The organism is Paraburkholderia sp. NPDC080076 (genome assembly GCF_050281145.1).
Lineage (GTDB): Bacteria > Pseudomonadota > Gammaproteobacteria > Burkholderiales > Burkholderiaceae > Paraburkholderia.
Map to the genome: position 1 here is coordinate 286,716 of NZ_JBNNWQ010000003.1, position 26,970 is coordinate 313,685.

23 protein-coding genes and 1 pseudogene are annotated in these 26,970 nt (G+C 62.3%); 11 read left to right on the forward strand and 13 right to left on the reverse strand.

Features of this window, described 5'->3' with window-relative positions; genetic code table 11:
- Positions 1–212 precede the first annotated feature (212 nt).
- Positions 213–1,145: a LysR family transcriptional regulator gene (locus tag ACQKRQ_RS13560; protein WP_427477493.1), complete on the reverse strand. Its 933-nt coding sequence runs from the start codon at positions 1,143–1,145 to the stop codon at positions 213–215.
- A gap of 166 nt (positions 1,146–1,311) precedes the next feature.
- Here ACQKRQ_RS13560 and ACQKRQ_RS13565 point away from each other — a divergent pair, with 166 nt between their 5' ends.
- Entirely contained in the window at positions 1,312–2,343 is a 1,032-nt protein-coding gene (locus tag ACQKRQ_RS13565) for an isocitrate/isopropylmalate dehydrogenase family protein (protein ID WP_427477495.1), read from the forward strand.
- 80 nt (positions 2,344–2,423) lie between these two features.
- Here ACQKRQ_RS13565 and ACQKRQ_RS13570 read toward each other — a convergent pair whose 3' ends face one another.
- From ACQKRQ_RS13570 to ACQKRQ_RS13580, 3 genes are all read right to left on the reverse strand, one after another.
- Positions 2,424–3,794, reverse strand: coding sequence for an MFS transporter (locus ACQKRQ_RS13570; RefSeq protein ID WP_408311226.1), 1,371 nt, complete (start codon positions 3,792–3,794; stop codon positions 2,424–2,426).
- Positions 3,795–3,910: 116 nt separating this feature from the next.
- Positions 3,911–5,083 (reverse strand): porin, encoded by a 1,173-nt coding sequence (locus tag ACQKRQ_RS13575; RefSeq protein ID WP_427478323.1) that lies wholly within the window; start codon positions 5,081–5,083, stop codon positions 3,911–3,913.
- A 49-nt stretch (positions 5,084–5,132) separates the two neighbouring features.
- A complete protein-coding gene (locus ACQKRQ_RS13580) occupies positions 5,133–6,971 on the reverse strand; it encodes a thiamine pyrophosphate-dependent enzyme (protein WP_427477498.1) in 1,839 nt (612 codons plus the stop codon).
- Between the two features lie 143 nt (positions 6,972–7,114).
- On the opposite strand from ACQKRQ_RS13580, the gene ACQKRQ_RS13585 reads away from it, so the two are divergent.
- Complete coding sequence (locus ACQKRQ_RS13585) at positions 7,115–8,125, forward strand: LysR substrate-binding domain-containing protein (protein ID WP_408176660.1); 1,011 nt, start codon at positions 7,115–7,117, stop codon at positions 8,123–8,125.
- A 57-nt stretch (positions 8,126–8,182) separates the two neighbouring features.
- Here the strand turns inward: ACQKRQ_RS13585 and ACQKRQ_RS13590 are convergent, their stop codons facing one another.
- Together ACQKRQ_RS13590 and ACQKRQ_RS13595 are read right to left on the reverse strand one after the other, a co-directional pair.
- Complete coding sequence (locus tag ACQKRQ_RS13590; RefSeq protein WP_132374418.1) at positions 8,183–9,577, reverse strand: MFS transporter; 1,395 nt, start codon at positions 9,575–9,577, stop codon at positions 8,183–8,185.
- 58 nt (positions 9,578–9,635) lie between these two features.
- Positions 9,636–10,475 (reverse strand): TauD/TfdA dioxygenase family protein, encoded by an 840-nt coding sequence (locus tag ACQKRQ_RS13595; protein ID WP_132374419.1) that lies wholly within the window; start codon positions 10,473–10,475, stop codon positions 9,636–9,638.
- 224 nt (positions 10,476–10,699) lie between these two features.
- Between ACQKRQ_RS13595 and ACQKRQ_RS13600 the strand changes: the two genes are divergently transcribed.
- On the forward strand, positions 10,700–11,452 hold the full coding sequence (locus tag ACQKRQ_RS13600; RefSeq protein WP_427477500.1) for an IclR family transcriptional regulator: 753 nt from the start codon (positions 10,700–10,702) through the stop codon (positions 11,450–11,452).
- A 51-nt stretch (positions 11,453–11,503) separates the two neighbouring features.
- Here ACQKRQ_RS13600 and ACQKRQ_RS13605 read toward each other — a convergent pair whose 3' ends face one another.
- The gene (locus ACQKRQ_RS13605) at positions 11,504–12,904 is read right to left on the reverse strand and encodes an MmgE/PrpD family protein (protein WP_427477502.1); all 1,401 of its coding nucleotides are present in this window, start codon (positions 12,902–12,904) and stop codon (positions 11,504–11,506) included.
- A gap of 268 nt (positions 12,905–13,172) precedes the next feature.
- Between ACQKRQ_RS13605 and ACQKRQ_RS13610 the strand changes: the two genes are divergently transcribed.
- The 5 genes from ACQKRQ_RS13610 to ACQKRQ_RS13630 all read left to right on the forward strand — a co-directional run bounded on the left by ACQKRQ_RS13610 (position 13,173) and on the right by ACQKRQ_RS13630 (position 18,959).
- On the forward strand, positions 13,173–14,222 hold the full coding sequence (locus ACQKRQ_RS13610) for an ABC transporter substrate-binding protein (protein WP_427477504.1): 1,050 nt from the start codon (positions 13,173–13,175) through the stop codon (positions 14,220–14,222).
- 8 nt (positions 14,223–14,230) lie between these two features.
- Positions 14,231–15,295, forward strand: a complete 1,065-nt coding sequence (locus ACQKRQ_RS13615) for an ABC transporter ATP-binding protein (protein WP_427477506.1) — start codon at positions 14,231–14,233, stop codon at positions 15,293–15,295.
- Positions 15,296–15,297: 2 nt separating this feature from the next.
- The gene (locus ACQKRQ_RS13620) at positions 15,298–17,028 is read left to right on the forward strand and encodes an ABC transporter permease (RefSeq protein WP_427477508.1); all 1,731 of its coding nucleotides are present in this window, start codon (positions 15,298–15,300) and stop codon (positions 17,026–17,028) included.
- A gap of 55 nt (positions 17,029–17,083) precedes the next feature.
- Positions 17,084–17,893 (forward strand): aldolase/citrate lyase family protein, encoded by an 810-nt coding sequence (locus ACQKRQ_RS13625; RefSeq protein WP_132374425.1) that lies wholly within the window; start codon positions 17,084–17,086, stop codon positions 17,891–17,893.
- A 127-nt stretch (positions 17,894–18,020) separates the two neighbouring features.
- Positions 18,021–18,959 carry a LysR substrate-binding domain-containing protein gene (locus ACQKRQ_RS13630; protein ID WP_427477510.1) on the forward strand — a complete coding sequence of 313 codons (939 nt, stop codon included), beginning with the start codon at positions 18,021–18,023 and terminating at the stop codon, positions 18,957–18,959.
- Here ACQKRQ_RS13630 and ACQKRQ_RS13635 read toward each other — a convergent pair.
- Positions 18,956–19,468, reverse strand: coding sequence for a RidA family protein (locus tag ACQKRQ_RS13635; RefSeq protein ID WP_427477512.1), 513 nt, complete (start codon positions 19,466–19,468; stop codon positions 18,956–18,958). The genes ACQKRQ_RS13630 and ACQKRQ_RS13635 overlap by 4 nt on opposite strands.
- Positions 19,469–19,667: 199 nt before the next feature.
- Between ACQKRQ_RS13635 and ACQKRQ_RS13640 the strand changes: the two genes are divergently transcribed.
- Both ACQKRQ_RS13640 and ACQKRQ_RS13645 read left to right on the forward strand, forming a co-directional pair.
- Positions 19,668–19,997, forward strand: coding sequence for a hypothetical protein (locus tag ACQKRQ_RS13640; RefSeq protein ID WP_427477513.1), 330 nt, complete (start codon positions 19,668–19,670; stop codon positions 19,995–19,997).
- 73 nt (positions 19,998–20,070) lie between these two features.
- Positions 20,071–20,151 (forward strand): annotated as a pseudogene (locus ACQKRQ_RS13645) (SDR family oxidoreductase); the annotation flags it as partial.
- A gap of 107 nt (positions 20,152–20,258) precedes the next feature.
- Here the strand turns inward: ACQKRQ_RS13645 and ACQKRQ_RS13650 are convergent.
- The 4 genes from ACQKRQ_RS13650 to ACQKRQ_RS13665 form a co-directional block, all read right to left on the reverse strand.
- Positions 20,259–21,401: an aminoacyl--tRNA ligase-related protein gene (locus ACQKRQ_RS13650; protein WP_427477515.1), complete on the reverse strand. Its 1,143-nt coding sequence runs from the start codon at positions 21,399–21,401 to the stop codon at positions 20,259–20,261.
- A 381-nt stretch (positions 21,402–21,782) separates the two neighbouring features.
- Positions 21,783–22,532, reverse strand: coding sequence for an aldolase (locus ACQKRQ_RS13655; RefSeq protein ID WP_427477517.1), 750 nt, complete (start codon positions 22,530–22,532; stop codon positions 21,783–21,785).
- Positions 22,533–22,617: 85 nt separating this feature from the next.
- Complete coding sequence (locus ACQKRQ_RS13660; protein ID WP_408176677.1) at positions 22,618–23,781, reverse strand: M20 aminoacylase family protein; 1,164 nt, start codon at positions 23,779–23,781, stop codon at positions 22,618–22,620.
- A gap of 39 nt (positions 23,782–23,820) precedes the next feature.
- On the reverse strand, positions 23,821–25,068 hold the full coding sequence (locus tag ACQKRQ_RS13665; RefSeq protein WP_427477519.1) for a diaminopropionate ammonia-lyase: 1,248 nt from the start codon (positions 25,066–25,068) through the stop codon (positions 23,821–23,823).
- Positions 25,069–25,246: 178 nt separating this feature from the next.
- On the opposite strand from ACQKRQ_RS13665, the gene ACQKRQ_RS13670 reads away from it, so the two are divergent.
- A complete protein-coding gene (locus tag ACQKRQ_RS13670) occupies positions 25,247–25,723 on the forward strand; it encodes an Lrp/AsnC family transcriptional regulator (RefSeq protein WP_132374432.1) in 477 nt (158 codons plus the stop codon).
- 8 nt (positions 25,724–25,731) lie between these two features.
- Here ACQKRQ_RS13670 and ACQKRQ_RS13675 read toward each other — a convergent pair whose 3' ends face one another.
- Complete coding sequence (locus tag ACQKRQ_RS13675; protein WP_427478325.1) at positions 25,732–26,841, reverse strand: branched-chain amino acid ABC transporter substrate-binding protein; 1,110 nt, start codon at positions 26,839–26,841, stop codon at positions 25,732–25,734.
- Between the last annotated feature and the right edge of the window lie 129 nt (positions 26,842–26,970).

Below are 26,970 nucleotides of genomic sequence, written 5' to 3' on the forward strand. Positions count from 1 at the left end.
TGCAGTTCTTGCCGGCGCGATGAAGTGACTGTCACGCAATGCCGATGTAAGGCTGTGGCGCGCGTGACGTGCGAGGGGTCTCCGTTTAGTGGTTCGCCGTCTTGCGTCTGAGGCGGCTGCGTTGTGTTGCAACCAATATAGAGCAAGCGCCCGCAACGCGGAAATACCAAAACGATGACACGGACATAGCCCAATCCTATGGTTCGCTCACGCTACTGCGGCAGCGAGAGACCATATTGATCGTGCTGCTCGATAAGCTTTGTAAACAGTGCTTTGATCGCCAGTTCCACAATGCGGATGCCGTGTGTGACCGGGCGATGAACCGCGGTCGCGAGCACGAGCCGCGTGTGCAATTGCGGCCTCGCGAGCGCCCGCGCGTGCAGCGTGGCCGCAGCCAGTTCACCGAGCACGGCGGGTTTCGCGAGTACCGTGCAGGCGAGGCCGGCGACCACCATTTCCTTGAGCAGTTCGAGCGTGTCGACTTCGTACTGCACGTCGAGCGTCACGCCTTCCTTGCCGGCCGCGTATTCGAGCGTGCGGCGCAGACCGTGGTTGCGCGTCGGCAAAACCAGCGGTATTTGCGCAACGCCCGCGAGCGTCGTCTCGTCGGGTATCGCGAAGTTCGTGGCGGCAGCCGGCGTGACGAGGAACAACTCCGCGGCCGCCAAAGGATCGACCGCGACGGTGGACGAGCGGCGGGCGTCGTGCAGAATCGCCATGTCGAGGCGGCCGTCGATCAGCCACTCGTGCACATAGCCGCTATAGCCCGATACCACGTTCACCTGCAGGTTGCGATGCGTTTTGCGCAAACCAGCGATCAAGCGCATGCCGATCAGATTGCACACGGTCGGCGTCAAGCCGACGGTAACGAGTCCATGCGGCGAGTCGCGTTCCGACTGGAGATCCGCTGGAATCGCAGCCAACTGGCGCACGAGCGGACTCGCGCGTTCGATCAGTGCGAGGCCCTCCGGCGTCAGCGAAATGCCGCGGCCGTGGCGGTAGAGTAGACGCAGTCCGCATTCCTCTTCGAGCTTCTGGATCTGCCGGCCCAACGCAGGTTGCGCGATGCCCAGCACAGTGGCGGCTTTCGAAAAACTGCCGAATGCGGACACCTGCATCAGCAATTCGAGTCGTCTCAGATCCATTCTGACGCTCCTGCTTTTTTGCGGCATAGCTGCTATGCCCGATAAACCGATTGTGAGGCGCGCACAAAGTTTTGATAATAGGCCACTACCCGGGCATTCGGCGGCATTGCCCGCGAGCATGTCGCAGTGCACTGCCGTGTCAGGAACACACAGAAGGAGTCGCACGATGAGTTCAAGCAGATCATCCCCCATTCCCGCGACATTGATACCGGGCGACGGCATCGGCCCGGAAATCACCGCTGCCACAGTCAAGGTACTCGACGCATTAGGCGCGCCCTTTGCGTGGGACATTCAGCACGCGGGCATGGCCGCAATTGAACGTGGCGGCGAACCATTGCCGGAGACGACGCTCGACAGCATTCGCCGCACGAGGCTCGCGTTGAAAGGGCCGTTGACCACACCCGTAGGCGGAGGATTTCGCTCCGTCAATGTGCGGCTGCGCGAGGCGTTTTCGCTCTACGCCAATCTCCGGCCGGTGCGCACCATCGTGCCGGGGCGCTATGACGATATCGATATCGTGTTGGTGCGCGAGAACATCGGGGGGCTTTATGTGGCGCACGAACATTTCATTCCGATAGGTGACGATCCGCATGGCGTCGCCGTTCTGACGGGAATGAACACGCGCGAAGGTTGCCGGCGCATCGCGCAATACGCGTTCGATTACGCGGTCGAGCATGGACGCAAAAAAATCACCGTGGTTCACAAGGCGAACGTGCTGAAGGCGCTGACCGGTCTTTTCCTCGAGACGGCGCGAGAGGTTGCGCGCGATTACGAGGGCAGGGTGGCCGTCGACGATCGCATCGTCGACGCCTGTGCGATGCAGCTCGTGTTGAATCCGTGGCAGTTCGACATGCTGCTGTGCACGAATCTGTTCGGCGATATTCTCTCGGACGAACTCGCGGGACTAGTCGGCGGACTCGGCCTCGCGCCCGGCGCGAATATCGGCGCCGACGCCGCCATTTTCGAAGCCGTGCACGGCTCGGCGCCGGATATCGCCGGGCGCGGCATTGCCAATCCTGTCTCGCAGATGCTGGCCGCGGGCCTGATGCTCGAACACGTCGGCGCGGGCAATCTCGCGCAGCGCCTCAATCAGGCGATCAGACAGACGCTCAACGACGACAACGTGCGCACGCCCGATCTGGGCGGGCATGCATCGACGGCGGTATTCACGGACGCACTGATTGCACGGCTCGGCTGAGTGGGCCGCGAGGATATCGCTGCCGCTTCCATTGCGAAGGGCGTTGCCGCCCGGCGCAGGAACCGGCAGCGATCGGCGCGTCAATGCTTCACTTCGAGATCTTCCAGACTGATGTTGGTCGTATCCACGGCGACGATCGCGGCAACGAGCGCACAGGCAAACCACGCCGCGGCGCCGATGCCGATCAACCAGCTATGCCCCGCACCGATCCCCAGCAGGAACGACGCGACGAGCGGCGCAAAAAAACCGCCCAACCGGCTGAGCGCGAAGCTGATGCCGGCGCCGCGCGCCCGGATGCCCGTCGGATAGATTTCAGCCTCATACGTATGCAGCAACGGGCCGTTGATGAAGATCATGGCCTCGGTGAGAAAGCCGAACAGCACGATCATGTAGGTCGAGTCGGCCAGCAGAAAACACAGGCCGAAGATCATATTCAGCACATACGCGAACGCCATGCCCCATTTGCGCTGGATCTTGTCCGTAATGTAGACGGAGACCAGACAGCCGACCGGGTACGCGATCTGGATGACGGCGGTGTAGGTCAGCGCGTGCACGATCGAATAGCCGCGCGAGTAAAGGAAGAACGGCACGAACGTGGCAAAGCCGTACGCACCGAATCCCTGCAGCAGTTCGATTCCCCACGCACTCATGGTTCTGCGGAGATAGGCGCGCGACAGCAGCAGGCTGATCGGCGATACGCCGCTCTCGATTTCGTATTCCGTTTTCGGCGGGGGCGGCAGCATCACGAGGTTCTTTTCGCGCATGACGCGGCGCTCGATTTTATCCATCACGTCGTCGGCTTCGTTGCGCCGGCCCATGCGTTCCAGCCAGCGCGGCGACTCGGGCAAGCCCATGCGCAGCAGAAGCGATGAAAAGCCGCCGAGCGCCGCGAGCAGCAATGCGATGCGAAATCCTGGTAGCGGCAAGTCATTCAGCGGCACGAGCAGCATCGAGGCGAAACCGCCCACCGTGCCGCCGAGAAAGCCGATCGTCAGCGCGAAGCTCGACATTTTGCCGCGCGCTCGCGCGGGCGACAGTTCCTGCACGTAGGTCGTCGACAACGGCAATTCCGCGCCGGTGCCGATGCCCGCAATAAACAGCGCGATCAGCAATACCGTGGCATTCGGTGAGAACGCGGCGAGCAGCGCGCCGGTCGCGAGAATGCAGAGATCGAGCGTGAAGGCGCCGCGCCGGCCGATCTTGTCGGCCACCGTGCTCAAGCCGACCGCGCCCACGAACGTGCCGAAAAAAAGCGCCAGCGGCAATTCGGTGGCGAGATGCGGTTGCCCGAGGTAAGCGAAGAAATGCGCGGAAATGGGCCCAACTGAAAATAGCATGTACGAATCCCAGAACGTGCCAAGCGAAATCAGTAGAATCGATAAGCGCAGGTAGTTCGATTCGGGAAGGCGCTCGATTCGCGCGGCGATGGGAATGCGCAGGTTGGTTGTCATGGTGCATCCTTGTGTCCGTTGGGACTGCGCACGTTCATTGCGCGCGGGCGTCACGCGCAAACGTGGGAGAAAGCGGCTGGGGTCGGCGGCTCGGATCGCGTGCGGAGTGAGTTTCATCAGAACTTGTGGCGAAAGCCGAGCGACACGACGGTCTGGTTATTGCTGTTCGACGCGGTGACCTGATTGATCGCCGCGACCGCCGGCTTGCCGGTCGAGTCTACCCCTGAGGCGTGCTGATAAACGCCGACCAGATACACATCGGTTCGCTTCGAAAGAAAGTAGTCCACGCCGAGCGTGCCCTGGTGGTACTTGGCCGCATCTGCACCGTTCACCGAACTGCCGCGCGTGTAGTCGTATTCGAGCCCGACCAGCAGACTGGCCAGCACCTGGTACTTGAAACTGAGTTCGACGTTATTGAATGTCACTTCACCGCCGAGGTGGCGTGGATTCGGGCCGCTTTGCGCGGTATTGCCGAGGCCCATGAATTTGGTGTTCGAATAGGTCGCGCCGAGCGTGGCGGCGCCGATCGTGTAATTGCCGCCGGCGCCGATCACCTGATAGGTATTCGCCGACGCGTAACCGCTGTACACAGGGCTCGTGATCGCATTGGCCGCCGGCGTGGCCGTGCCCGTCGTGCTGTTGCCGAAGAAACTGACGTTCGGATTTCGCACGTTGAGATACGCGGCGCCGAGCGCGAGCGGTCCGTTCGTATAGCCGGCGCCGAGCGACCACACCTGATTCTGCGTGACGTTGCCCGCCACGCCGCCCAGACTGTACAAACCGCCGAACGTGATGCCGTCGTAGTTCGCGCTCGCGTATTTGACCGAGTTGTTGGTGCGCTGGCTATTGTCGAAGTTATCGAGGTCGCCGGGGTGCGAACCGATCGTGCCGCCCCACTGGTCGCCCACCGTCAGCGGTCCGATATAGTCGACCACCGAATCATATTGACGTCCCAGCGTGACGGAGCCGAAGCGCGTGGACGCCAACCCGACGTAGGCCTGCCGGCCGAACATCAGGCCGCCCTGGCCCAGTTTGCCGGTGCCGAGATCGAAGCCGTTCTCCAACCTGAAGATGGCGCTCAGGCCGCCGCCGAGATCTTCCGAGCCACGAAACCCCCAACGGCTGCCACCCTGCGCGGCCGTGGTCAGGTTGTACAGGTGCTTGCCTCCTGCGTTGCTGTTGAATTCGGGCCCTTCGTCGATCATTCCGTACAGCGTGAGGCTCGACTGGGCGAAAGCGGATGGCGCGGTTGCGGCAATGATTGCCAGCAGTCCCGCCGTGGACATCATCTTCATGTTGTCTCCTTGCGTGTCTCTAGTTGTAGGGTGATAACCGCAATCAGGGCTCCTGGTTGAGCGCCATCGACGGCACGCTCGAAAGTGGCTGAACGGATTCGATGCTCGACATGACTTCGATGAAATAGGGCCGCTGTGCCGCGAGGCCGCATTTGACGGCTGCGTCGATTTCGTCTGAAGCCGTGACGCGCTCGGCGTCGATGCCGAACGCGCCGGCAATCAGGGTGAAATCCGGATTGGTCAGCGTCGTGCCGATATGCCGTCCCGGATAAGTGCGATCCTGGTGAACGCGGATAGATCCGTAGCAATTGTTGTTGGAGAGAATGAAGAGGATCGGCAAGCGGCGCGCCACTGCGGCAATCATCTCGTTGCCGGTCATGGCGAAGCCGCCGTCGCCGACGAGGCAGATCGTTTTTTGCGCCGGCAAGCGGAGCTGCGTCGCAATGGCGGCCGGCGTGCCGTAACCCATTGCGCCGGACAGCGGTGACATCAGGCGTTGCGGATAGCGAAAAGGAAAATGGCGGTACACGGGCGCGGCGAACGTGCCGGCATCGACGCAGATCACGGCATCCACGGGGGCATGCTCCGCCAGTGAGCGAACGACGTCGACGAATCGCACGCCAGCGCCAGTGTCGCCGTTGCTGTCGCCGGGTTCGACGGTGCGGTGCGGCCATTCGGCGATGCCCGTGGCGATGCCTCGCAAGCGCATAGACCATCGTTGCGAACGCGCTGGTGAACGATGCACACCAACGAGCGCATCGGCAAGCGCCACGGGATCGCACACGATACCGATATCCGGCGCCACATGCAGGCCGACGGCGTGGCCGTCCGCGTGGCAATGCACGAATGTCTGCGCCGCGCGCGGCGGCTTCGGGAAGCGATAACCCTGTGTCGTGATATCGCCGAGCCGCGTGCCGAGTGCGAGCACGAAGTCGCTCGACTCGAAGGCTTCGATCTGCTCCGCCGGATTGGCCAATCCCAGATCGCCCGCATACAGCGGATGCCGGTTGGGGAAAATGTCCTGGCGCCGAAACGACACCGCGACGGGAACGTCGTACGTTTGCGCGAACCTCAGCAGCGACTCGCGCCCGCGCGGCGCCTCGAACGCGCCACCGGCGATGATGAGCGGCCGCTGCGCCTGTTCGAGCAGACGGGCGATACGTTCGAGCGTTGCGTCGGAGGGGATTGTCGCTACGGCAGGCGGCACCTGCCATGCATCCGACTCGACCTGCTGCTGTTGAATATCTTCGGGTACGACCAACACGACGGCGCCGGGCGTGTCGGCCATTGCAATACGCAGCGCCTTGAACGCGGCGGCCGCCAATTGTTCGGGCTCGGTGACTTCCACGACCCATTTGGCGATCGACCCGTACATCCTTTGATAGTCGATCTCCTGAAATGCTTCCTTGCGCAAATCCGCTTTGGGGATCTGTCCGACGATCAACAGCAGAGGAATGCCGTCCTGTTGCGCGGTATGCAAGGCAATCGACGCGTTGCTCGCGCCGGGTCCACGGCTGACCATGACGACGCCGGGACGGCGCGTCAGGCGTCCGTCCGCGCATGCCATGAAACCGGCGCCCGCTTCGTGGCGGCATGTCACCACGTCGATCTGCGGAAAGTCCGCGAGCGCATCGAGAATCCCCAGATAACTTTCACCGGGCACGAGAAAAACGCGATCGATTCCGTTTGCGGCGAGCACGGAAAGCAGGGCGTGGGATGAAGTCGTTGCGGTTGCAGGATTCATGAGCCGTAAATAGAAGTGGGCGAAAGGGGAGTCGACGGGTCCATTGTTGTTTTGATCGCCGTGCAGCATCAATCGGATCGCCGGCATATCAGCTATGCCGCTATCGATGCTTTCTCTCTCGCGAAGAACGGTCTGCATTTCCTGTCGGGCGCCAGCGTGTCGGCGCGCTTGTGTGATGCCAATTGAAAGACTGTAGAAGAAGTGCGGTTTGCGTGGAAATACCAATTGAATGAGTCCATCATAGGCATAACCTCTGACCGTTAAACTCAGGATCACGAATCATGGATACCCGTCAGCTTCGGTACTTCGTTGCGATCGTCGATTGCGGCAGCATGGGCAAGGCCGCCGAGAAGCTGTATGTCGCGCAGCCTTCGCTGAGCCAGCAGATGAGCCGCCTCGAGGAGGAACTCGAAACGAAGCTGTTGATCAGAAGCCGGCAAGGCGTGGCGCCGACCGCCGCGGGCCAGTCGCTCTATCGTCATAGCCGGCTGGTATTGCGGCAAATGGAAGAACTCAAGCAGGAAGTGCGGGAAGGCGGAAATGCCGAGAGCGGTACCGTCGCCGTGGGTTTTCCGACCACCATGGCGTCGATTCTCGCCATGCCGCTATTCGCGCGCATTCAGGAGCGCTTTCCTCGCATCCGTTTGCAGTTCTTTGAAAGCATGAGTGGCTTTATCAGCGAACTACTCGCGAACGAACGCATCGATCTGGCCATTCTGTTTCGCGATGCGGACACGCTGGGCGTGACCGCGCTGCCGGTTCTCGAAGAACAGCTGTACGTATTCGGCGAGCCGGGCGGAGCAGTGGGCGCGCTTGCACAAACCTGCACCCTCGCGCAACTCAGCGGCGTGAAACTCGTCGCGCCCGGCATCTCGAACGGTTTGCGCCTGTTGCTCGAACGGGTGTTCGCGCGCGAGAACGTCGAGCTGAATATCGTCGCCGATATCGACTCGCTTCCCACGCTCATCTCCGTTGCGCAATCGGGCGCAGCGTGCACGATCCTGCCGGTGTCGGCATTGGCGCAACGCGATCCGGCAAGGCGCCCGCGCGTGCGCAGAATTGTCGACCCCGCGTTGAAGCGTCCGGCGAGCGTCTGCTGGTCCAGCGCGACGCCGATGAACTCCGCGACTTCCGTGGTGTGTCAGACCATCGTCGATCTGATTCACGAACTGTCCGCGCAGGGCGAGTGGTCCGGCATCACGCTGCTCGACCCCGCCATGAATCATGCACGCGTCACCTCGCATCGCAGCGAAGAGGCGAATGTGTTTCGCCGGTTCGCTCATATGCGGTGAACGCCTCGCGCGACGGCCTTCCATGAAGCCGCGCGTGCAAACTCCTATCACTTATCTTCAGGACGCCGGCGACTTCGCGTGCTTATGATCCGCGCTCAAGTCCACGCCCGCGAGAATTTCCCGCTCGACATCTTCGAGCGTTTTGCGGCGTGTTTCCGGACCGACCGCGAGCACCAGCAGGCACAACAGCAGCAGCACGCTTGCCAGCATCACGAACACGGCGAACGAGCCAAAGCCATTCAGCACGAACAACACGAAATACGGCATGATCGCGGCCGACACTCGTCCAACTGCGGTGGACGCGCCAAAGCCCGTGCCACGGATATCGGTCGGAAAGAGTTCGGGCAGGTAGACTGCGAGCACCGTATTCGCGGTGATCTGCACGAATAGCACTTCGAGAAAGCCAGTGGTGACGAGCAGCCAGGCCGGCGCATCGAGTGCGAACGCATAGCCGATGCCGACCGCGGCGGCCAGAAACGACGCCGTCGCCACCACGGTCCGGCGCCCCAGCCGGTCGACGAGAAAAATCGGAATCAGCATGCCGATCGGCGCGCCCATTGCCATCACCGCGGAGTAGGTGAGCGAGTGCACGATCGACTGGCCACGATGCAGCAGCAGCGTCGGCACCCAGCCGATGAAACCGTACTGGCTCGCGAGGATCAGCGACACGATCGCAAAACAGAACAGCGTGCGCCCGAGCCGATGGCGGCCGAACAGCGCGGTCCACGGCAACTCGTTGCGCTCCGGCAGGAAGCTCGCCGGCGCGACGCGCGGCGCGTGCGCGTCGCCGGTATTTTCGAGCCACAGGGCGTCGAGCACCTCATGCATTTCCGCGGTGCGGCCCTGACGTTCGAGCCAGCGCGGCGATTCCGGCAGCGCCCGGCGCAGATACCAGACGATCAGTGCCGGCACCGCGCCCACCACGAACATTGCGCGCCAGCCGACAGCCGGCAGAAACCATGCGCCGACGAATGCCGACAGTGGCTGCGCGCAATTCACCAGCAGCCCGAGCGTCACGCCCCAGCGTCCGCGGCAATGCGCGGGCGTCATCTCGGCCATGATCGCGTAGCCCACCACCAACTCGCCGCCCAGTCCGATCCCGGCGATGAAGCGCAGGATCACGACCAGCGTGAACGAGGGCGCCGCCGCGGTCGCGAGCGTCGCGAGGCTGAACAGCAGCAGATTGAACTGGTAGAGCGATTTGCGTCCGAAGCGATCGGCGAGCGTGCCGCTCATGACCGAGCCGATCGCGAGCCCGAAGAAGGTGGCGAAGATGAATTGCGCGACGCCGCCGGTGCCGGTGAAGTTCGTGTGCACCATCGAAGCCACCACGCCCGATTGCATGAACAACTCGAACGCATCAATCAGCATGCCCGCGCCGAGCAGCCAGAACATCCGGCGGTGCGCCGCGCCGACAGGCATCCGTTCGATAGTTGCCTCTGCGATCGACATGGTGTCTTCCTCCAGAATTACGCGTCTCGTTCCCGAGTGTTTGAGGCTCCTCGCGGACCTACACTGGCCGGGTGCCGCGCAACTGGACGCGATGCATCAGGCGCCGCTGGCCGGGATAATCGTCGAGCGCGAGATGCTGGCAACAGCGGTTGTCCCAGAACGCAATCGAACCGGGAGCCCAGCGGAAGCGGCAGGTGAATTCGGGTCGCGTCGAGTGTTCGAACAGGAAACGCAGCAACGGTGCGCTTTCGGCCACCGTCATATCCTCAAAACGTTCCGTATGCAGCGAATTGACGAACAGCGCTTTCTTGCCGGTCTCGGGGTGCGTCCTGATGACCGGATGCACCGCGGACAGCGTCGTATGGCTGCCGTAACCCTGGCCCTGCGCGAGTACGTCTTCGGCTTCGAGCGACGCGAGAATGTGGCCGTTCGCATGCACGGCGCGCAGACCGGCCAGCATGGTCTTCATGCCGTCGGAGAGGGTGTCGTACGCCATGTACTGATTGGCGAACAACGTGTCGCCGCCAACTGGTGGCAGGATCCGCGCGGCAAGCACCGAACCGAGCGGCGGAATCTCCAGGTGCGTGGTGTCGGAATGCCATTCCCAGCCGAACACGAGCGCGTCTTCCGGCTTCTTGTCGATGATCAGCAGTTCGGGCAGCGAGCCCGGATGCTGCCGGTGTGGCGGCAATACCGCAAGCTCACCGAAATAACGGGCAAAGTGAGCAAGATCGTTATCCGATGCATCTTGCTCGCGGAAAAAAATCACGAGGTACTCATGAAACGCGCGCCGGATCTGTGCGACAGTTGAAGGATCCAGTTCGCCGGACAGATTGACGCCGAACACTTCGGCGCCCAGGGAACCGGCCAGCGGTCTGACGATGATACTCGATGCCATGCGAGTCTCCTCCGCGATACACGTGACGAGCGCCTGTCAGCACGGCCGAGGCGCAGTCTCCCACGCCCGGCGCCGCCCGTTCAGAAAATTTCTTGCGTTCATATATGTCAACGTCTATGCTTATCCATGAACTCAGAATAGGCGATGTGCAAACGCTGCGCAAGCGCGTTTGCCTTCCGTCCATGCGTGAATTCGGGTTTTCCTTAGGCTTTTTCGGGGGCGCAATGACGGTCGCGAACGATTCGGATGTCAAAAGCGCACGGCGCGTAGTCGAGATTTTTCAATTGTTCGCGGAGCTCAAGCAGGCGGTGCCGCTCGCGTTGATCAGCAAGCGTCTGGAGTTCCCCAAGTCGAGCTGCCTCGCGCTGCTCAAGACGCTCGAATCGAACGGCTACCTGTATCGCGTGCACGATTCGGCGGACTACTATCCCACGCGCCGTATCTTCGACGAGGCGCGCGTCATCATCGACAACGATCCGCTGCTCTCGCACGTGCGGCCGGTATTGCAGGAGCTCTGCAACGAAACCGGCGAGACGGTGTTCCTCGCCACGCGAACCGGCCATCAGTCGCACTACCTCGAAGTCGTGCAGTCGGGTCAAACGCTGCGCTACGCGGCAACGGTCGGAGAAAAGCGGCCGCTGCATATCGGCGCCGCCGGGCAGGCGCTGCTCGGCGCGATGAACGACGACGCGCGCAACGCGTTGATCGAGGAACTCGAGTTCGAGCAATACGCGCCGAATACCGTGACCAGCAAGACGCGCTACAAGCGTCTGATCGAGCAGGGCAAGGAGCGCGGCTGGTTCGTGTCGATCGGCGGATATCAGTCGGAGATCGCCTCGATCGGGCATTACGTGTGGATCAATGGCGAGGCGTATGCGATCGTCGTCGGCGCGCCGACGCAGCGGGTCAAGGGCAACGAGATATCCATCGGCCGGGCGGTCGCCAAGTACTGCAAGAAGATTTCGAGCCGGACGTAGCGGCCTGCAAGATCCGTCGAGCGCGCGGTAGGGGCACTTGCGGCGCAGGGTTCAGCCTCCGCGAAGCACGGCCCACAGGTCGCTGCTTTGCAGTTCATCGAGCGCGAGCACCGCATCGCGAACCTGTTCGGCGCGCGCGTGACTGACGGCCCAACACGCGTTCTCGAAGTACTTTGCGACGATCGCCTCATTGGAGAGCGCGCGCTCGCCGGCGCCTTTGTTGATGCGGTAATAGCGGCGATGTTGCCGGCCGTCGTCCGTATCGACGATCATGCCGCCCGAGTAGTAGGCGGGGAACGCGCTATCGGGGTCCGCGACGCATTCCACTCGCGCGGACAGCGCGAGGATGCGCTCATCGGCGAGCGTATCGGGTTCCAGTTCAGCCAGTCCGAAGCGTCCACGCACGAGCGAAGCCGCCGCCACATACTGCGCGCTGAACTTCGCTTCATAGTTCGTGGTGGGCCGCCTTTTCGCCTCGAGCGGCTCGGTAACGATCGGCATGACTGGTTCGGGCAGCAGGGCCCGGATGCGGCTGATCCGGCTCAAATCGATCTCGCCGCTGTGCGCCAGATCGGCGCCGGCCTCCGCGATCGAATGCAGAAAATGGCATACAGGGTAGGGTTTGATCGCCATTTGCTCCGTTTCCCAGATTTCGCCGAGACCCGCGCTCGCCATGACGTAATCGACTTCGCCCGCGTGTTGCTGCAGGTGCGAATCGAAAAGCCCGTAACGCCCTTCATACGGGCGCGACGGCGCAACAAAACCGGCCTGTGCAAGCCGTGCCGCCGTGATGCCGCCAACGCAGCCCCAGCCCGGATGCAAGCGCTTGGACCACGTGCCTTCTTCGAGAAACACTTGCACGCCCGAAGCGGTGCTCGCGGCAATGCCTTGCGCCGCGGCCAGTTGCGCGGTATCCAGTCCATAGAGGCGGCCGGCGATCAACGCGGCCGAGAAGTGCGACAGCACACCGGTCGGGTGATAGCCGGCATGATGAAAGCCGCCTTTCGCCGCCGCGCCCAGACGCGTGGCGACTTCCATACCCACCAGATACGCGGCGAGCGCAGCGCGCCCGCTGGCGCCGGTTTCGTTGCCGACACACAGCGCCGCCGGCGCGCAGAAGGCGGTTGCATGCACGATGCCTTTCATATGCGTGTCGTCGTAATCGAGTCCATGCATCAGCGCCGCGTTGAGCAGCACCGCATTGCGCACGGTATGCGTTTCGCTGCTGCCGATCACCGGACTGACTCCGCTTTCGCCGAGCGCCCTGATGCCGCGCAGCATCACGTCGGCGAATTCGTTGCGATGGGACGCGAACGCAATGCCGAGCGCGTCGAGGATCAGATGCTTGGCGCGCGTGCGTACGTGGCGCGGCACTTCGTCGAGGTTTAGCGAGTGAGCAAACGCTGCGAACGTTTGCGAAAGCGTGCGGTTGCCGGCGGGTGTGCTTGCCATCGTGAGCTCCATCGCATGTCGAAATTCGAGGCCTGAAATCGCGGGCCAACAGGATTCACGTTATAGATCGACCTGCGTGACAAGCAAGCTGTTTCGCGAAAAAACACCGTGCACATCCGCGATAACCCGGATCTTCGTCCACGCTTAAATCGACGTTCAGCATATCGAAATTCCGTATGCGGCGATTATCGGCGATGCTCGGTAAAGCCCGCGACGCAGCGCGTCCGTGAGCGGCACGGGAAATACCATAAGACGATTGGAGACACACATGCTACGAGCCCCGCTGCGAACCTGGATCGGCGTCTTGGCGGTGCTGCTTGCACTCTTGCCAATGGTCTCGCGCACGGCCTTCGCGAGCGATCCCGCGCTGATCGAGCAGGCGAAGAAAGAGGGCGGCCTCGTGGTCTACGGATGCGACCCGCCGCAAACGCCGGTGTATCTCGACGCATTCAAGAAGCGCTATCCGGAGATCAAGGTCAGTTCTTACGTCGCGGGCTGCTGGCAGATTTACAACCGCCATATCGCCGAGCGCAATGCGGGCAAGCAGGCCGCGGACGCGTTTTTCTCGCTGGAAGACGTCTTCACGCGGATGCAGAACGAGCAACTGCTCGACCCGTATCACTCGCCGGAGTTGAAGAACTTTCCCGCCGATGCCGTGCCCGCCGGAAAGGACTTCGAACGTGTGAAGACGTTGATCCTCGGCGTCGGTGCAAACAAACAGTATCTGAACGGCATGCAACCGCCGCAAGACTGGATGGATTTCGCCAACCCGAAGAAGGAGTGGCAAAACCAGATCACGTTTTACGACCCGCGTACGTCGTCGGCGGCTTTCTCGTTGCTTGCGACGCTGTACCAGAACTTCGGCGAACAGCGCACCGTGGCGATCTACCAGGGGCTCATCAAGTCTGGGGCTGAACTGACACCGACCACGCCTGCCGGCTTGTCGAAGATGCTGTCCGGCGAAAAGCCGCTGATGTTCTACGTGGTCAACAACCACTATAGCGGTGCGGTCGCCAAGGGCGCGCCGCTCGAATTCATCGTGCCGAAATCCGGCACCGTGTCGACGCCGTTTTCGGTCGCGGCGCTCAAGGGCGCGCCGCATCCCGCGGCGGCGAAGCTGTTCGTCGACTTCATGATGAGCGACGCGCAGACGATCATCCAGAAAGCGAACGAGTACGCATTGCGCAACGGCTCGGCGCCGCCGCAGGGCATGCCGAAGCTCGCGACGGTGAAGGTGCTGCCGCTCGACATCGACGCCGCGCTCAGGCAGCAGGCGCAGTTGATCGAGCTCTGGCAGAAAGCAACCGGAATCAGGTGAGGCCACGCATGTCGATCATCATTCGCCGCCTGCAAAAATCCTATGGCGCGCAACCGGTGCTGAAGTCGGTCAGCGAGAGTTTCGCCGAGGCGCAGATTTCGGTGCTGCTCGGCGCGAGCGGTTGCGGCAAGACCACGACGTTGCGCTGTATCGCGGGACTGGAGCGGCCTTCGGATGGCGAAATCGTGATCGCCGGACGTACCGTGTATCAGGCTACGCCCGCGCTCTGGGTGCCGCCCGAACGCCGTCATGTGTCGATGGTATTCCAGTCGTACGCAATCTGGCCGCATATGAGCGTAATCGAAAACGTCGGCCTGCCGCTGCGGGCGGCAGGAGTGAGCGGCGCCAAGGCACGCGACGCGGTGATGGCGACGCTGCGGCTCGTCGGCCTCGACACGTTCGCCGAGCGCAGCGCGACGCAGTTATCAGGCGGTCAGCAGCAGCGCGTGGCGCTCGCGCGCGCCATCGTGTCCGAGGCGCCCGTCATTCTGATGGACGAGCCGCTCAGCAATCTCGACGCGAAACTGCGCGTGGAGATGCGCATCGAAATCCGTGAATTGCAGCGGCGTCTCGGTCGCACCATTCTGTTCGTCACGCATGATCAGGAAGAAGCGATGTCGATAGCGGACACCGTCTACCTGTATCACGCCGGCACGGTGATCCAGAAGGGCGCGCCGAAGGATCTCTACGATCGTCCCGCCACGCGTCATGCAGCGGAGTTTCTGGGGCGGGCGAACATCATCGCGGACTACGAATGGCAAATGGGCGCGAACGGCGCGGTGTTCGCGATGCCGGGCGGCCTGACGTTGCCCGCCGCGCTCGCGCAACCGCCGCGGCCCGGCGAGCTGTTGTGCATTCGTCCGGAGAAATGGCGCGTGCGTCAGGCTGGCACACCCGGCTCGATCGCCGGGCGCGTCGCCGAGGCGAGTTTCGTCGGCAATCGCACCGAGTACCGGATCGATACCGCGTTCGGCCAGATGAGCGTCGTGCAGCTCGACGCCGGTCCACGCCGGCCGGGCGACGCGGTCAGTATCGAAGTGGCGGCGGACGATATACGCGTGATAGGAGCGTGACCTTGGCCGACCTGCCTCTTTCGGAGCGTCACGCCGTGCAGCGTCACCGGTTCATGCAGCAGTTGCCGGCGATCATGGCGATCGTGCTGATCTGCTGCGCCGTCGCCGTCCTCGTGATCGCGCCGCTGTGCGCCGTGCTATATCGCGCCGTATTCGACGCGGACGCGGGCACGCCGTCGGTGACGGGCCGTTACTTCGCCGAAGTGCTGGGCAAGCGGATTTACTGGGACGCGTTGGGCAACACGCTGTTCGTGTCGGGCGGCGCTGCGATGATCGCCACGCTGCTCGGCGTATCGTTCGCGTGGATTTTCGAGCGCACCGATACGTGGATGCGTGGCGTATTGCAATGGATCAGCCAGTTGCCGATCTTCATTCCGCCGTTCGTCGGCGCGGTCGCGTGGGCGCTGCTCGCCGCGCCCCGCAGCGGCATCATGAACCGGCTCCTCGCGGTGCTCGGTTTGCCGGGCGTGCTGGACGTCTACAGCCGCTGGGGCATGCTGATCGTGATCGGCCTGTATCTCGCGCCGTACGTGATGATGATCGTCGCGGCGGCACTGCGCAGCATGGACCCGAGCCTCGAGGAAGCGGCGCAGGTGTGCGGCCTCACGCCCTTGCAGACCATGCGCCGCATCACCATTCCGCTACTCACGCCGGCCGTGCTGTCCGGCGCTGTCCTTGCATTCACGATAGCGATCGGCCTGTTCGGCACGCCGGTGGTACTCGGCTGGTCGCGACAGATTCTCATGCTGACCTCGCGCATCTGGATCGGCTCGCAGGAAGTGCCGCCCAACTATGGCGTGATGGCCGTCCTGTCGATCTATCTGCTTGCGTTGTCGAGCTTCACGACGTGGCTGCAACGCGTGCTGATCGGCAAGCGGGTCTATACGACCATCAGCGGCAAGGGGTTCCGGCCGCGGCTCGTCGAACTCGGCGCATGGCGCTGGGCCACCGGCGCGCTTGCGGCGCTCTATGTCGTGTCCACGATCCTCGCACCGATCGCAATCCTGATCGCCGCGGCGCTGTCGCGCTACACCTGGTCCGGCGAGTACTCGTTCACCACGGCGATCGGCTATCTGCAATCGGACGACGTGTGGTTCACGCTGCAAAACAGCGTGCTCATCTCGGTGGTTTCCGCGACCACGGCGACGCTCGCGGGCATCGTGATCGCGTGGATCGTCGTGCGCACCCGGCTGCGCGGCAAGGGCCTGCTCGAATACGTGATCCTGCTGCCCATTTCGATGCCGGGCATCGCGTTCGGCGTCGGCATGCTGCTGTTCTGGATCAACGTGCCGCTCTCTGTCTACGGCACCACGCTGATCATCGTCTTTGCGTTCGTCGGCCGGTTTACCGCCTATGCGGTGCGGTCGGTGTCGGCCAGCCTGATCCAGGTGCATCCCGAGCTCGAAGAGAGCGCACGCGTGTGCGGCTACGGACCGTTGCGCACGTTCACGCACATCACGTTGCCGCTCATTCGCGCCAGCGTGATCGCAGCGTGGCTGCTGCTCTTCAGCTTCTTCATGACCGAGCTCTCGATGGTCGTGATTCTCTACACCGCGGCGGACCGCACGTTCTCCGTGCTCGCATTCGAAGCGTGGAATGTCGGCGATTTCTCGCGGCTCGCGAGTTACTCGCTGTTGCAGATGGCGGTCGGGATCGTCTTCATGGCGATTTTGAAGACCTGCTTTCGCAGCTGGAGCGCGCCGCGTTCCATGCAACCGGTCACACCGAACTGAAGCAGACGGCCGTCTGCGTAATCTGCCCGTTGCCGGGCGTCTGGAGGAGCAGGGTATGAAACCGAAGAACATGCTGATGGACACGATGAAGTCGGGCCGCACCGCACTCGGCGTGTGGGCGAACGATCCCGAAACCGCGGAACTGTGCGCGCATCTCGGCTTCGACTGGATCATGATCGACATGATGTTTACCGGCATGGACTTCCATGACGTGCAGAACATGATCCGCACCTGCGAGGCGGCCGGCATTACGCCGGTCGTGCGCATGCAGACGAATCCGTGGCATGGCTACGATGCGCGCATTGGCGTCGATCTGTCGCGCTTGCAAGGCCTCGGCGCGGAATACGTGCTGATCTCGCATTCGGGCCTGCAGGAAATCGACGAAGCGCTCGAAATTGCGCGCGACTGGCACCGGCGCGCGCTCTGGATTCATCCGTTCAATAATCGCGAATGGGAGCAGCGCACCGACGAGATGGCGCAGGCCACGTACATCATTCCGCACGTGGAGAGCCAGGGCGGCATCGACGACTTCGACAAGGTACTCGATCATCCCGATCTGAAGATGTTCTTCTTCGCGATGACCGATCTGTCGAAAGTGCTGGGCGGCAATGCGAAGAAACCGGACTTCAATAGCCCGGATCTGTGGAAGCTGGTGGACCGCGGTGTGAAGAAAGCGCAACAGCGCGGCATCATGGTCGGCGCTAATACGAGCTACGCCTATACGTTGGAGGAAATGCGCCAGCGGGTCAAACGGCTGCACGACGCCGGTATGAACTTCATCATGATTCAGGGCGCGCAGTTTCTGTTTCAGGTCGCGATGATGGAGTTTTTGCCGAACGTGCGCAAAGACCTGGGCTTGGTCTGAATGCGCGGTTGCGAACATCGCCATGATGATGCGGCACGCCGGAGGAGGTAACATAAGCCACGCGCGAGGTCACGTGCGAAGCGTGACACCCGTGCCCCGGTTTGCCGCTGAGGAGACAATCCACGTTATGGCGACGCATTTCGATCTGACCGACATGCAGTTGATGGTGAACATCGGCGAATCATTGAGTCTCACGCGGGCGGCCGAGAAATCGCACCTGTCTGCGCCCGCGGCCAGCATGCGGATCAAGAACCTCGAAGACTATTTCCGCACACCTTTGCTGTACCGCACCAATCAGGGCGTGACGCTCACGCGTTCCGGCGAGGAACTGATGCGGCATGCGCGCATTCTGATCGCGCAGGTCGAACAGTTGCACGGCGACATGCAGGAATTCGCGCGAGGCGTCAAAGGGCGGCTGCGCGTGCTCGGCAATACCACGGCGATGATGGAGGTGATGCCGAACATCCTGAGCCGTTTTCTCGCCTCGCATCCGGATGTCGACCTCGAACTGCGCGAGAGCGGCAGTCAGGCGATTGCAAGGGCGGTCGCCGACGGCGCCGCCGATCTCGGCATTGTCGCGGGCTGTCCGCCTGCGGAAAACCTGCGCTATCTGCCTTGCCGCGACGACCGTCTGGTGCTGATCGTGCCGAGCGGTCACGTGCTCGAGGGACGTGACGCGGTGGCGTTCGCCGAGACGCTCGCGTTCGATTACGTCGGTTTGTCGGAATGGAGTGCGATTCACGCGTTCCTCGTGCGGGCGGCTGCCGAGGCCGGGCGGCCGTTCCGCTTTCGCGCGGAGATGGGCAATTTCGATGCGGTGTGCCGGATGATCGAGGCGACCGTCGGCATCGGCGTGATTCCCGACTCCGTTGCGCGCAGGCTCGTGCCGACCATGCGCATCACCGCGATCGCGTTGACCGATAGTTGGGCGTTGCGCCGGCTGCATGTCTGCGTGCGCGACTTCGACGCGCTGCCGCTGTTCGCCCGTGAACTGGTCGATATGTTCGCGGCCGAGGCGCATACCGGAAAAGATCACGCGCTGACGGCCGGCACGGCGACGCCTTAGCGAACCTCGAAGATAGCCTCCACCTCCACGGACGCCGCGGCGGGCAGAGTGGCGACGCCGACCGCCGTCCGTGCATGCCGGCCGCGCTCGCCGAACACCTCGAAGAAAAGATCGGACGCCCCGTTGATCACTTTCGGCACGTCCGGATAACCCGGCGTCGCGTACACGAAGCCACCGACGCGGTGGCAACAGAGCACGCGGTCCAGGTCGCCGTCCAGCGCGAGCTGCAACGCCGCCAACAGGTTCAGCGCGCAGATCTGCGCGGCTTGCTGTCCGGCTTGAAGGTCATGGACCTCGCCGACCGGACCACTGAATCGCACTTCGCCTTCCCATTCGCAGATTTGTCCGGAGAGGAAGATCAACTGGCCCGAGCGTGAAAACGGTTTGAACGCGCCGCGCGGCGCGGGCACGTTCGGCAAGGCGAGGCCAAGGGCGTTCAGACGGGCGAGGGCCGTACCAGGGGAAGCATTCGATGTGGGCGTGGTCATGGCGGTGTTGAAGGTTTCCATTGAGGTGAAAGCCGGCGGGCGTTCGGAGCTAGTCAGGCGTTGGTCGATGCGAAGCGATCCGGTAGGCAAATCATGACACGACCGGGCGCTGGTGAGAAACGTGTGAAGCATGCTCGACGCTTCCATGCGAGCTAACGGCAACGATATACACCCGCGCGGGCGTATGATTTCGCAACCTCTGCCAAACAGGAGCCGCGCCATGCAACCGCGTGTCCATCTTCTCTTCATTACCATATTGGCCGGTGCATTGAGTGCCTGCGCGCAGACCGGCCCCGTCGAATTCTCCGCCTCGGGCGCCGACGCGCCGATGCTCAATCAGGCAAGCGATATGGACTTCGGTCCGATGGACAGGACGATCGCGCAATGCAAAATGGTGTCGCGCAACGCGGGCCCGGGTCAATGCACGAAGGTTCGCGCTTACGAATCGTGCATGAAGAGCAAAGGCTACATTACCGTGCTCGGGCCGGAAAACCCGCAAGGCTGCGGCGACCCGGAATGGGAGAAGGATGTGCGGAAGTGGCTTCAGTGAGGAGTTCATTGCGCAAGCCCTGTCAGCACGCATGAAATCCCGGCGTGAGAGAACGACATGAGTCGCCAGCGCCGCCGCTTTTCTGGCGAGCGACGACTCGGCCTTCATGTCGGGCGCGAATCTGGTCGTTGACGGAGGATGGACGGCGCGTTGAATCACACGGGTGATCGAAATGGCGCGACCGGCCAACCGGAGCGTGTGCGGATCAGCAACGATCTGGGCCCCGAAGCAGATGCCGAAGCGCACACGCGCCAAGGCTAACTAACTCGCGCAAAGCGCCACGATCTCCGCCGCCGACGCCTCCTCACGCGCCAGGGTTCGCCGGTCCATCCACTCGAAGGGGCCCGACGCGAGTGCTTTGCCGCTGACCACCACGCGCTGCCGGCATGCGATCAACTCGGCGTCGGCGAGCTTTTTTCCGGCTTGTGCCAGCCGATCGTCGACCAGCACGCTCAATCCTTTTGCTTGCAGTTCGCGTTGCAGCGCCTGGGCGGCCTCCTGCCGTTCCTGACGCTCCCAGTCGATGACGGTGAGCACGACGTCGAAGGTGTTGAACGACTCGCTGCCCCAAAAGCCGCGCTCGTCGCGCTGCCGGCTGAGCAGCAGCATGGCGAGGCGCGAGACGCCCACGCCGAAGCAGCCCATTCTGACGAATTCGCCTTTGGCGTTCACCAGTCCCATAGCCTTGGAGTAACGGTCGCCCAGGTCGAAAATGTGCGCACATTCGAGTGATTTCTTGCCGTCGGTCTCGTCCTCGCCGAGTTCGCTGAGGACATGAAACTCCTCCGAGCTTTGGCCGCCGATTTCCCCGTTATCGCTGGACTTGACGATGGCGGCGAGCCCCAGTCGCCTGAAGATGCGCTGGTAGGCTTCGCGAACAGCCTCATATGCTGCGCGCGCACCGTCTTCCGTGGCATTGAAGGCGTAGCCGTCTTTCATGATGAACTCCTTGGCGCGTGCGAGGCCGCCGCGCGTCCTCAGTTCGTCGCGGTATTTGTTGCCGAACTGATAGAGGCCCAGACTCATGTCCGTCCTGTTGTAGTGCGTCTTGACCATGTTGGTGGCCAATTCCTCGCATGTGGCGCCGAGGCAAAAGAGCCGGCCGGAGCGGCTCGTGAGCCGCATCAGCTCGTCGCCATACACGTCCAGTCGCCCGGTTTGCCGCCACAGATCGGCGTCCTGCAACAGGCTCATCTGAATTTCGCAAAAGCCGGCGCGCTCCATCTCCTCGCGCACGACGCTCTCGACGCGCCGCTGCGCTCTCAGGCCGAGCGACATCCAGGAGTAAAGTCCCGCGGCGTCCTGATGGACGAGGCATGCCTTGCGGGCGAGATCGGTCAGTTCCAGCCGGGTGTTGTCCTGCTCGAAGAAACTGTTGGCGAAAAATTGCTGTGAGAATTTCATGATGTGCTCCGGATTCAGAATTCAGCGTAAAAACAGGCCTGAAATGAAAAAACGCCCGCAAGGGGCGTCCGGATCATCGATTCTCACGCGAGGCGCAGGCGCTTAGCCTCCCTGTCGCGCATATTGAGTTCTCGAGCAGACTCCGGCCGCCATAGCGGGCACCGGAGGTCGTTGCGGGAGAATGCTCAAAAAGTCCATGATGTTTTGCTGCTCGTGCTGTACTCGTTTCTATTCAATAGCGGGGGATGCTGCGCCGACATGATCGAGACGGATCGCGGGTTCGCTTCCTCGTCTTTCATTAGTTGCTACTCTGCACGAAACGCGGCGTGGCTGCAACCCCGCCTCGCCATTGTCCGGGGCATAGGGGCACTGCGTGTACTGTTACTCAGGTTCGCCAAGTGTGCGTCTCAATGCCGTGAAGAACAGTTCCGACTGCGCCCGCTCGCTTTGCACCTGATTTGCCACGCGAGCCGCAAGGGCAGGGTTCACCGGCTTCAGGGCCCGCCCCGTGGAAAGCGCCAACACCTGGCTTTGGCAAGCCCGCTCCAGATAGTAAAGATCATCGTACGCGTAGTCGATGCGCTCGCCGCACACCACCACGCCGTGGTTGCCGAGGAATACGATGTCGCTGCCATTCATTGCATGCGCGATCCGTTCGCCTTCTCCGGCGTCCAGTGCCAGGCCGTTGTACTCGCGGTCCAGCGCGATGCGGCCGTGAAAGCGCATTGCGTTTTGCGACAGTGTGGTATCGAGGCCGCAGTCCTCGGTCAGCGTCAACGCCGTCGCGTAGGGCATATGCGTATGCAGCACGCAATGCTTGCCCGCGATGTTATGGACCGCCGCGTGGATGAACATGGCGGTGGGCTCGACCTCGTGCCGGCCGGCGACGCGATTGCCGAGACCGTCCACGATGACGATGTCGTCCGCCGTGATTTCGCTCCACATCAGGCCGCGCGGATTCAGCAGGAAGAGGCCGCGGTTGCCCGGCAGTGCGATACTGAAGTGATTGCATATCCCTTCGCCGAGACCGTGATGCGCGGCGGCACGGAGTGCCAGCGCAAGATTCTGCCGCAGGGCGACGACTTCCGGGGCGTGAAAGATGGCGTCTTCAACAACCGGGGTAGCTTTCATGGCGGTGTCCGCGTTCGTAATGATGTGGAGGAGGCGGCCCTTATCGCCCGACTCTCGACAAACATTGACGAGCTTATCAGCGGCTTCAGGCGAGAGGTAGTGCGAGCCTCGCTATTTCCGCGAAGTATCGCGCACCGGTTAGCAAAATATCATCATTGAAGTCATAGGTTGAATTATGCAACGGCACGCCGCCCGTCTTGCCCGTATCCCCGTTGCCGATGAAAGCAAAGTTGCCCGGCACGACCTGCAGGAAGGCGCCGAAGTCCTCGGAGATCATCATGGGCTGCACGTTGGCTTCGACGTTTTCAGCGCCGACGATATGACGGGCCGCCGAGACCGCAAGCTCCACATAATCCCCCGAGTTCACGGTCGGTGCAAATTCGTGCGTGTATTCGAACGAGCACTGCGCCCCGTGCGCGTGGCAGATCCCTTCGCTGATTTCTCGCATGCGGGTGGCGAGCATGTGCTGCACCTCCGGCGCGTAGCTGCGCGTGTCGCCTTTGATCGTCACATTCGACGGGATGACGTTGCGAATGCCGTCCGTGATGAACTCGGTGCAGGAAATCACCGCCTGTAAGCCCGGATCCAGGTTGCGCGAAACGATGGTCTGAAGCGCCAGCACGATTTGCGACGCGATCACGATGGGATCCACGCCCATGTGCGGCCGCGCCGCGTGCGTGCCGCGCGCCTTGATATGGATGACGAAGTTATCCTCGCTCGCCATGATTCCGCCAGCTCGGGTCGCGAATGTGCCGGCCCGCTGGCCCGGCATATTGTGCGCACCGAAAATTGCGTCGACAGGGAAGCGCTCGAAGAGTCCGTCGCTCATCATCGCTTTTGCGCCGCGGCCGTGTTCCTCCGCCGGCTGGAAGATAAACCGCACCGTACCGTTGAAGTCTCGCCGCTCGCAAAGCAGGCGCGCCGCGCCGAGGATCATGGACATATGGCCGTCGTGACCGCACGCGTGCATCTTGCCGTGCGTACACGACGCGTGCGAACGGTCAGGCGCGTTTTCGAGGATATTGAGCGCATCCATATCGGCACGCAGTCCGATCACGCCTTTTCCCGGCCCAACGGTGAGATTGGCGACGAGTCCGGTACCGCCGATTCCACGGTGAACCTCGAGGCCGAGCGTTTGCAGAATGTTCGCCACGTAATCGGCGGTCGCGACTTCCTCGAAGCCGGTTTCCGGATGCTGGTGCAGATGCTGACGCCAGCTTTTCAACTGCGATTGCAGGGACGTTTCCATGGTTTCAGATCCTGTTCGAATTCAATGCATGCCGACGCGTCATGCCATATCCGCCGATGAGTGAGCGAGATGGCCGAGCCAATCGGCCTGGCGCTCCAGCACCGACGCAGCGGTTTCGCCCACGCATTGCGCGTAGACGGAGGGCGCGGTCGCACCTTCCGTGCTGATGACGAGCACGCGCGAATCCGCATTCAGTCCGACTGTTCGCGCCAGGTTCGCGTCGCTCATTAAAGCGGTCAGGCCTGCGAAACCCGCAGCGCCCGACTCGCCAACCACTAGCGGCACATCGCGCGCGGAGCCGGCGGCCAATGCGCGCATGGCAGTGATCGCGTCGTCGTCCTGGATGGTCATGAAGTGATCGATGCAAGGCTGCAGGATTTTCCACGCGAGCGGCGATGTCTCGCCGCAAGCCAGCCCGGCCATAACAGAATCGATCGCTCCGCTAGCTCTCGTCGCGCGGCCCTCGAGCGCGCTTTGATACAGGCAATCGGCCTGTTGCGGCTCGACCACCACGAAGTGCGGCCGATCCGCGCCATAGGTCTCCCACAGAAAGCTCGCGATACCCGCGGCAAGGCCGCCCACGCCGCCTTGCAGAAAGACGTGGGTGAATGCCGGGACGTGCTGATCGCTGGCGCTTTGCTCGATGATTTCGGCGACCACGGTTCCGTATCCCTGCATCACGTCGCGAGGAATGTCCTCATAGCCTTCGTACGAGGTATCCGACACGACATGCCAGCCGTTTGCAGCAGCAAGGCGGGCTGCCTCTTCGACCGACTCGTCGTAGTTGCCCGCGATGCGGATGATCTTCGCGCCGTACGCGGCGATCGCCTGCTCGCGTTCGACGCTCACATTGGCATGCAGCACGATCACGCATTCACAGCCGACCGTTTGCGCGGCCGCCGCCAACGCCTTGCCGTGGTTACCGTCTGTTGCGCTGATCACCGTCAGATGGGTGAGCATGTCCTTGCAGCGTCCCTCGATCACGGCAACTGCGTCGAGGTCGTGCATCGGCCAAAGGCGCAGGATCAGCCGGACCAGTGCGATGGGTGCGCCCAGCGCCTTGAAGCTGCCGAGTGGGGAACGCACGGACTCGTCTTTCACGCACAGCTTCGCGACGCCGAGTCGCGCCGCGGCATCGGGTAAATCCCGGAGCGGCGTTGCCTTTGGATTGAGGTGATCCCAATGTGACAGCCATGCACGGCTTTGCTGGGCCGCCGCAACGTTCAGGATCTGCGTCAGGTCATTGGGGTAGCAGGTACGCGACGCATGCTTGTTGGCGATGAGCATTGCAATTCCACTCCGGAAAGACGGTTGTACAAAGTGATTTCAGTCAGGAAAAGGGCGGGACGCCGTCCTCGACATGTCACCTTCCACCAGAATAATATTGCTTGACTCGCATCGATATGACGCAAAATGCAGGCTGTTTATGAAAAAAAATCTCATTTAACCGGGTTGAAGCACGACTATGGCCACGACTCTCGATACCTTCGACAGAAAGCTGCTGCGCGAAGTACAGGAAGACGCGCAGATCCCGCAGAACGAGCTTGGGTCACGCGTCAGTCTGTCCACTGCCGCCGTGAACCGGCGCCTGCGCCGTCTTGCCGACGAGGGTGTGATCGAACGGTATGCCGCAATCGTTTCGCCGGAGAAGGTAGGTTCGCCTCTCACGATCATCACGTCCATCGAGGTCGAGAGCGAACAGATCGACCTGTTGGACGCGATGAAGCGGACGTTCTCACAGTGTCCGCAAGTTCAGCAGTGCTATTACGTCGCTGGCGAGTGGGACTTCGTGCTCGTCATGACGGTGCGGCATATGGAGCAATACAACGAGTTGACCCGGCAACTCTTCTTCGCGAATAACAACGTCAAGCGCTTCAAGACGCTGGTCAGCATGAGCCGCGTCAAGGTCGGCTTGACGGTGCCGGTCGATCTCGACGAATAGCCCGCTCGCTATCTGACGACGCTGCGATCGTGCCAGTCGCCTTGCCCGAACTGGCGAACGGTGATCGCGCCATTGCGGATGTCGCCATTCGCATCGAACTGGATGGGGCCGGTCACGCCATCTATTTTCAAAGTCTGGAGCCTGGCGAGGTAGACCTTCGGGTCGGTGGAGTCGGCTGCCTGCATCGCGCCCGCCATGGCCATCACGGCGTCGTATGCATACGGCGCGTAGAGCTGCACAGGCGTGCCGAAGCGCTGCTGGAAGCGTTTGAAGAAGGCGTCGCCCTGCGGCATCTTCGCAGGCGGCACGCCTGCGAGCGTGCAGTACATGTTGTCCGTCATGGCCGATCCGGCCAGCTTGATGAACTGCGGCGTGCACGCTTCATCGCCTGCAACCAGTTTCGCCTTCAGGCCGAGTTTCTGCGCCTGTTGCGCGAACGAGGCTGCCTGCGTATCGCCACCCGTGAACACGATGCCGGTCGGAACATGACTCTTGATCGTGGTCAGCACGGCCATCCAGTTGGTCGTTTTGTCCGTTCCGTATTCTCGAACCACGACGGTGCCACCCGCCGCCTTGACGGCCTTTTCGACCTCGTCGGCGAGGCCCTGGCCGTATGCCGTGCGGTCATCGACGATGGCGACCCTGGACGCCTTCAGATCCTTGACGAGGTAGGTGCCGATAACCGTTCCCTGTCTGACGTCATTGGCAACCATGCGAAACACCGACTTGTAGCCTTGCGCCGTCAGCTTCGGGTTGGTCGCGGACTCCGTGATCATCGGAATACCGGCGTCGGAATAGATCCTGGATGCGGGAATGGACGTGCCGGAATTCGCATGTCCCACGACGCCCGCCACCTTGTCATCGATGAGTTTTTGCGCCACGGTCACTGCCGTCTTGGGATCGGCGGCGTCATCCTGGGAGTCGAGCGCGAACGTCACGGTCTGTCCGCCGATACGCAGTTTCTTGCTGTTCAGATCCTCGATTGCGAGCCTGACGCCGTTCTCGTCATCTTTGCCGATGTGCGAGAGTTCGCCGGTCAGCGGCGACACCTGGCCGATTTTCACGGTGACGTCCGCGCGAGCCGACAACGGCGACGTCGCTAGTGCCAGAGCAAACATGGCGGTGGTGCACTTCAGTGTTTTCACGATCGGATACTCGCAGAAATGGAGACGGGGCTGATGCATCGGAGGCACGACTCGGGGCCTTTTGCTTGTCGCGCAGGCTGATGGAAATCGTACGGTGCCCGC

Coding starts and splice junctions, on each gene's coding strand:
- ACQKRQ_RS13675 (WP_427478325.1), bottom strand. CDS start 26,841: ATGTTTGCTCTGGCACTAGCGACGTCGCCGTTGTCGGCTCGCGCGGAC.
- ACQKRQ_RS13600 (WP_427477500.1), top strand. CDS start 10,700: ATGACGGTCGCGAACGATTCGGATGTCAAAAGCGCACGGCGCGTAGTC.
- ACQKRQ_RS13630 (WP_427477510.1), top strand. CDS start 18,021: ATGGCGACGCATTTCGATCTGACCGACATGCAGTTGATGGTGAACATC.
- ACQKRQ_RS13565 (WP_427477495.1), top strand. CDS start 1,312: ATGAGTTCAAGCAGATCATCCCCCATTCCCGCGACATTGATACCGGGC.
- ACQKRQ_RS13640 (WP_427477513.1), top strand. CDS start 19,668: ATGCAACCGCGTGTCCATCTTCTCTTCATTACCATATTGGCCGGTGCA.
- ACQKRQ_RS13665 (WP_427477519.1), bottom strand. CDS start 25,068: ATGCTCATCGCCAACAAGCATGCGTCGCGTACCTGCTACCCCAATGAC.
- ACQKRQ_RS13635 (WP_427477512.1), bottom strand. CDS start 19,468: ATGGAAACCTTCAACACCGCCATGACCACGCCCACATCGAATGCTTCC.
- ACQKRQ_RS13595 (WP_132374419.1), bottom strand. CDS start 10,475: ATGGCATCGAGTATCATCGTCAGACCGCTGGCCGGTTCCCTGGGCGCC.
- ACQKRQ_RS13585 (WP_408176660.1), top strand. CDS start 7,115: ATGGATACCCGTCAGCTTCGGTACTTCGTTGCGATCGTCGATTGCGGC.
- ACQKRQ_RS13560 (WP_427477493.1), bottom strand. CDS start 1,145: ATGGATCTGAGACGACTCGAATTGCTGATGCAGGTGTCCGCATTCGGC.
- ACQKRQ_RS13625 (WP_132374425.1), top strand. CDS start 17,084: ATGAAACCGAAGAACATGCTGATGGACACGATGAAGTCGGGCCGCACC.
- ACQKRQ_RS13575 (WP_427478323.1), bottom strand. CDS start 5,083: ATGATGTCCACGGCGGGACTGCTGGCAATCATTGCCGCAACCGCGCCA.
- ACQKRQ_RS13570 (WP_408311226.1), bottom strand. CDS start 3,794: ATGACAACCAACCTGCGCATTCCCATCGCCGCGCGAATCGAGCGCCTT.
- ACQKRQ_RS13605 (WP_427477502.1), bottom strand. CDS start 12,904: ATGGCAAGCACACCCGCCGGCAACCGCACGCTTTCGCAAACGTTCGCA.
- ACQKRQ_RS13610 (WP_427477504.1), top strand. CDS start 13,173: ATGCTACGAGCCCCGCTGCGAACCTGGATCGGCGTCTTGGCGGTGCTG.
- ACQKRQ_RS13615 (WP_427477506.1), top strand. CDS start 14,231: ATGTCGATCATCATTCGCCGCCTGCAAAAATCCTATGGCGCGCAACCG.
- ACQKRQ_RS13670 (WP_132374432.1), top strand. CDS start 25,247: ATGGCCACGACTCTCGATACCTTCGACAGAAAGCTGCTGCGCGAAGTA.
- ACQKRQ_RS13660 (WP_408176677.1), bottom strand. CDS start 23,781: ATGGAAACGTCCCTGCAATCGCAGTTGAAAAGCTGGCGTCAGCATCTG.
- ACQKRQ_RS13650 (WP_427477515.1), bottom strand. CDS start 21,401: ATGAAATTCTCACAGCAATTTTTCGCCAACAGTTTCTTCGAGCAGGAC.
- ACQKRQ_RS13655 (WP_427477517.1), bottom strand. CDS start 22,532: ATGAAAGCTACCCCGGTTGTTGAAGACGCCATCTTTCACGCCCCGGAA.
- ACQKRQ_RS13590 (WP_132374418.1), bottom strand. CDS start 9,577: ATGTCGATCGCAGAGGCAACTATCGAACGGATGCCTGTCGGCGCGGCG.
- ACQKRQ_RS13580 (WP_427477498.1), bottom strand. CDS start 6,971: ATGCAGACCGTTCTTCGCGAGAGAGAAAGCATCGATAGCGGCATAGCT.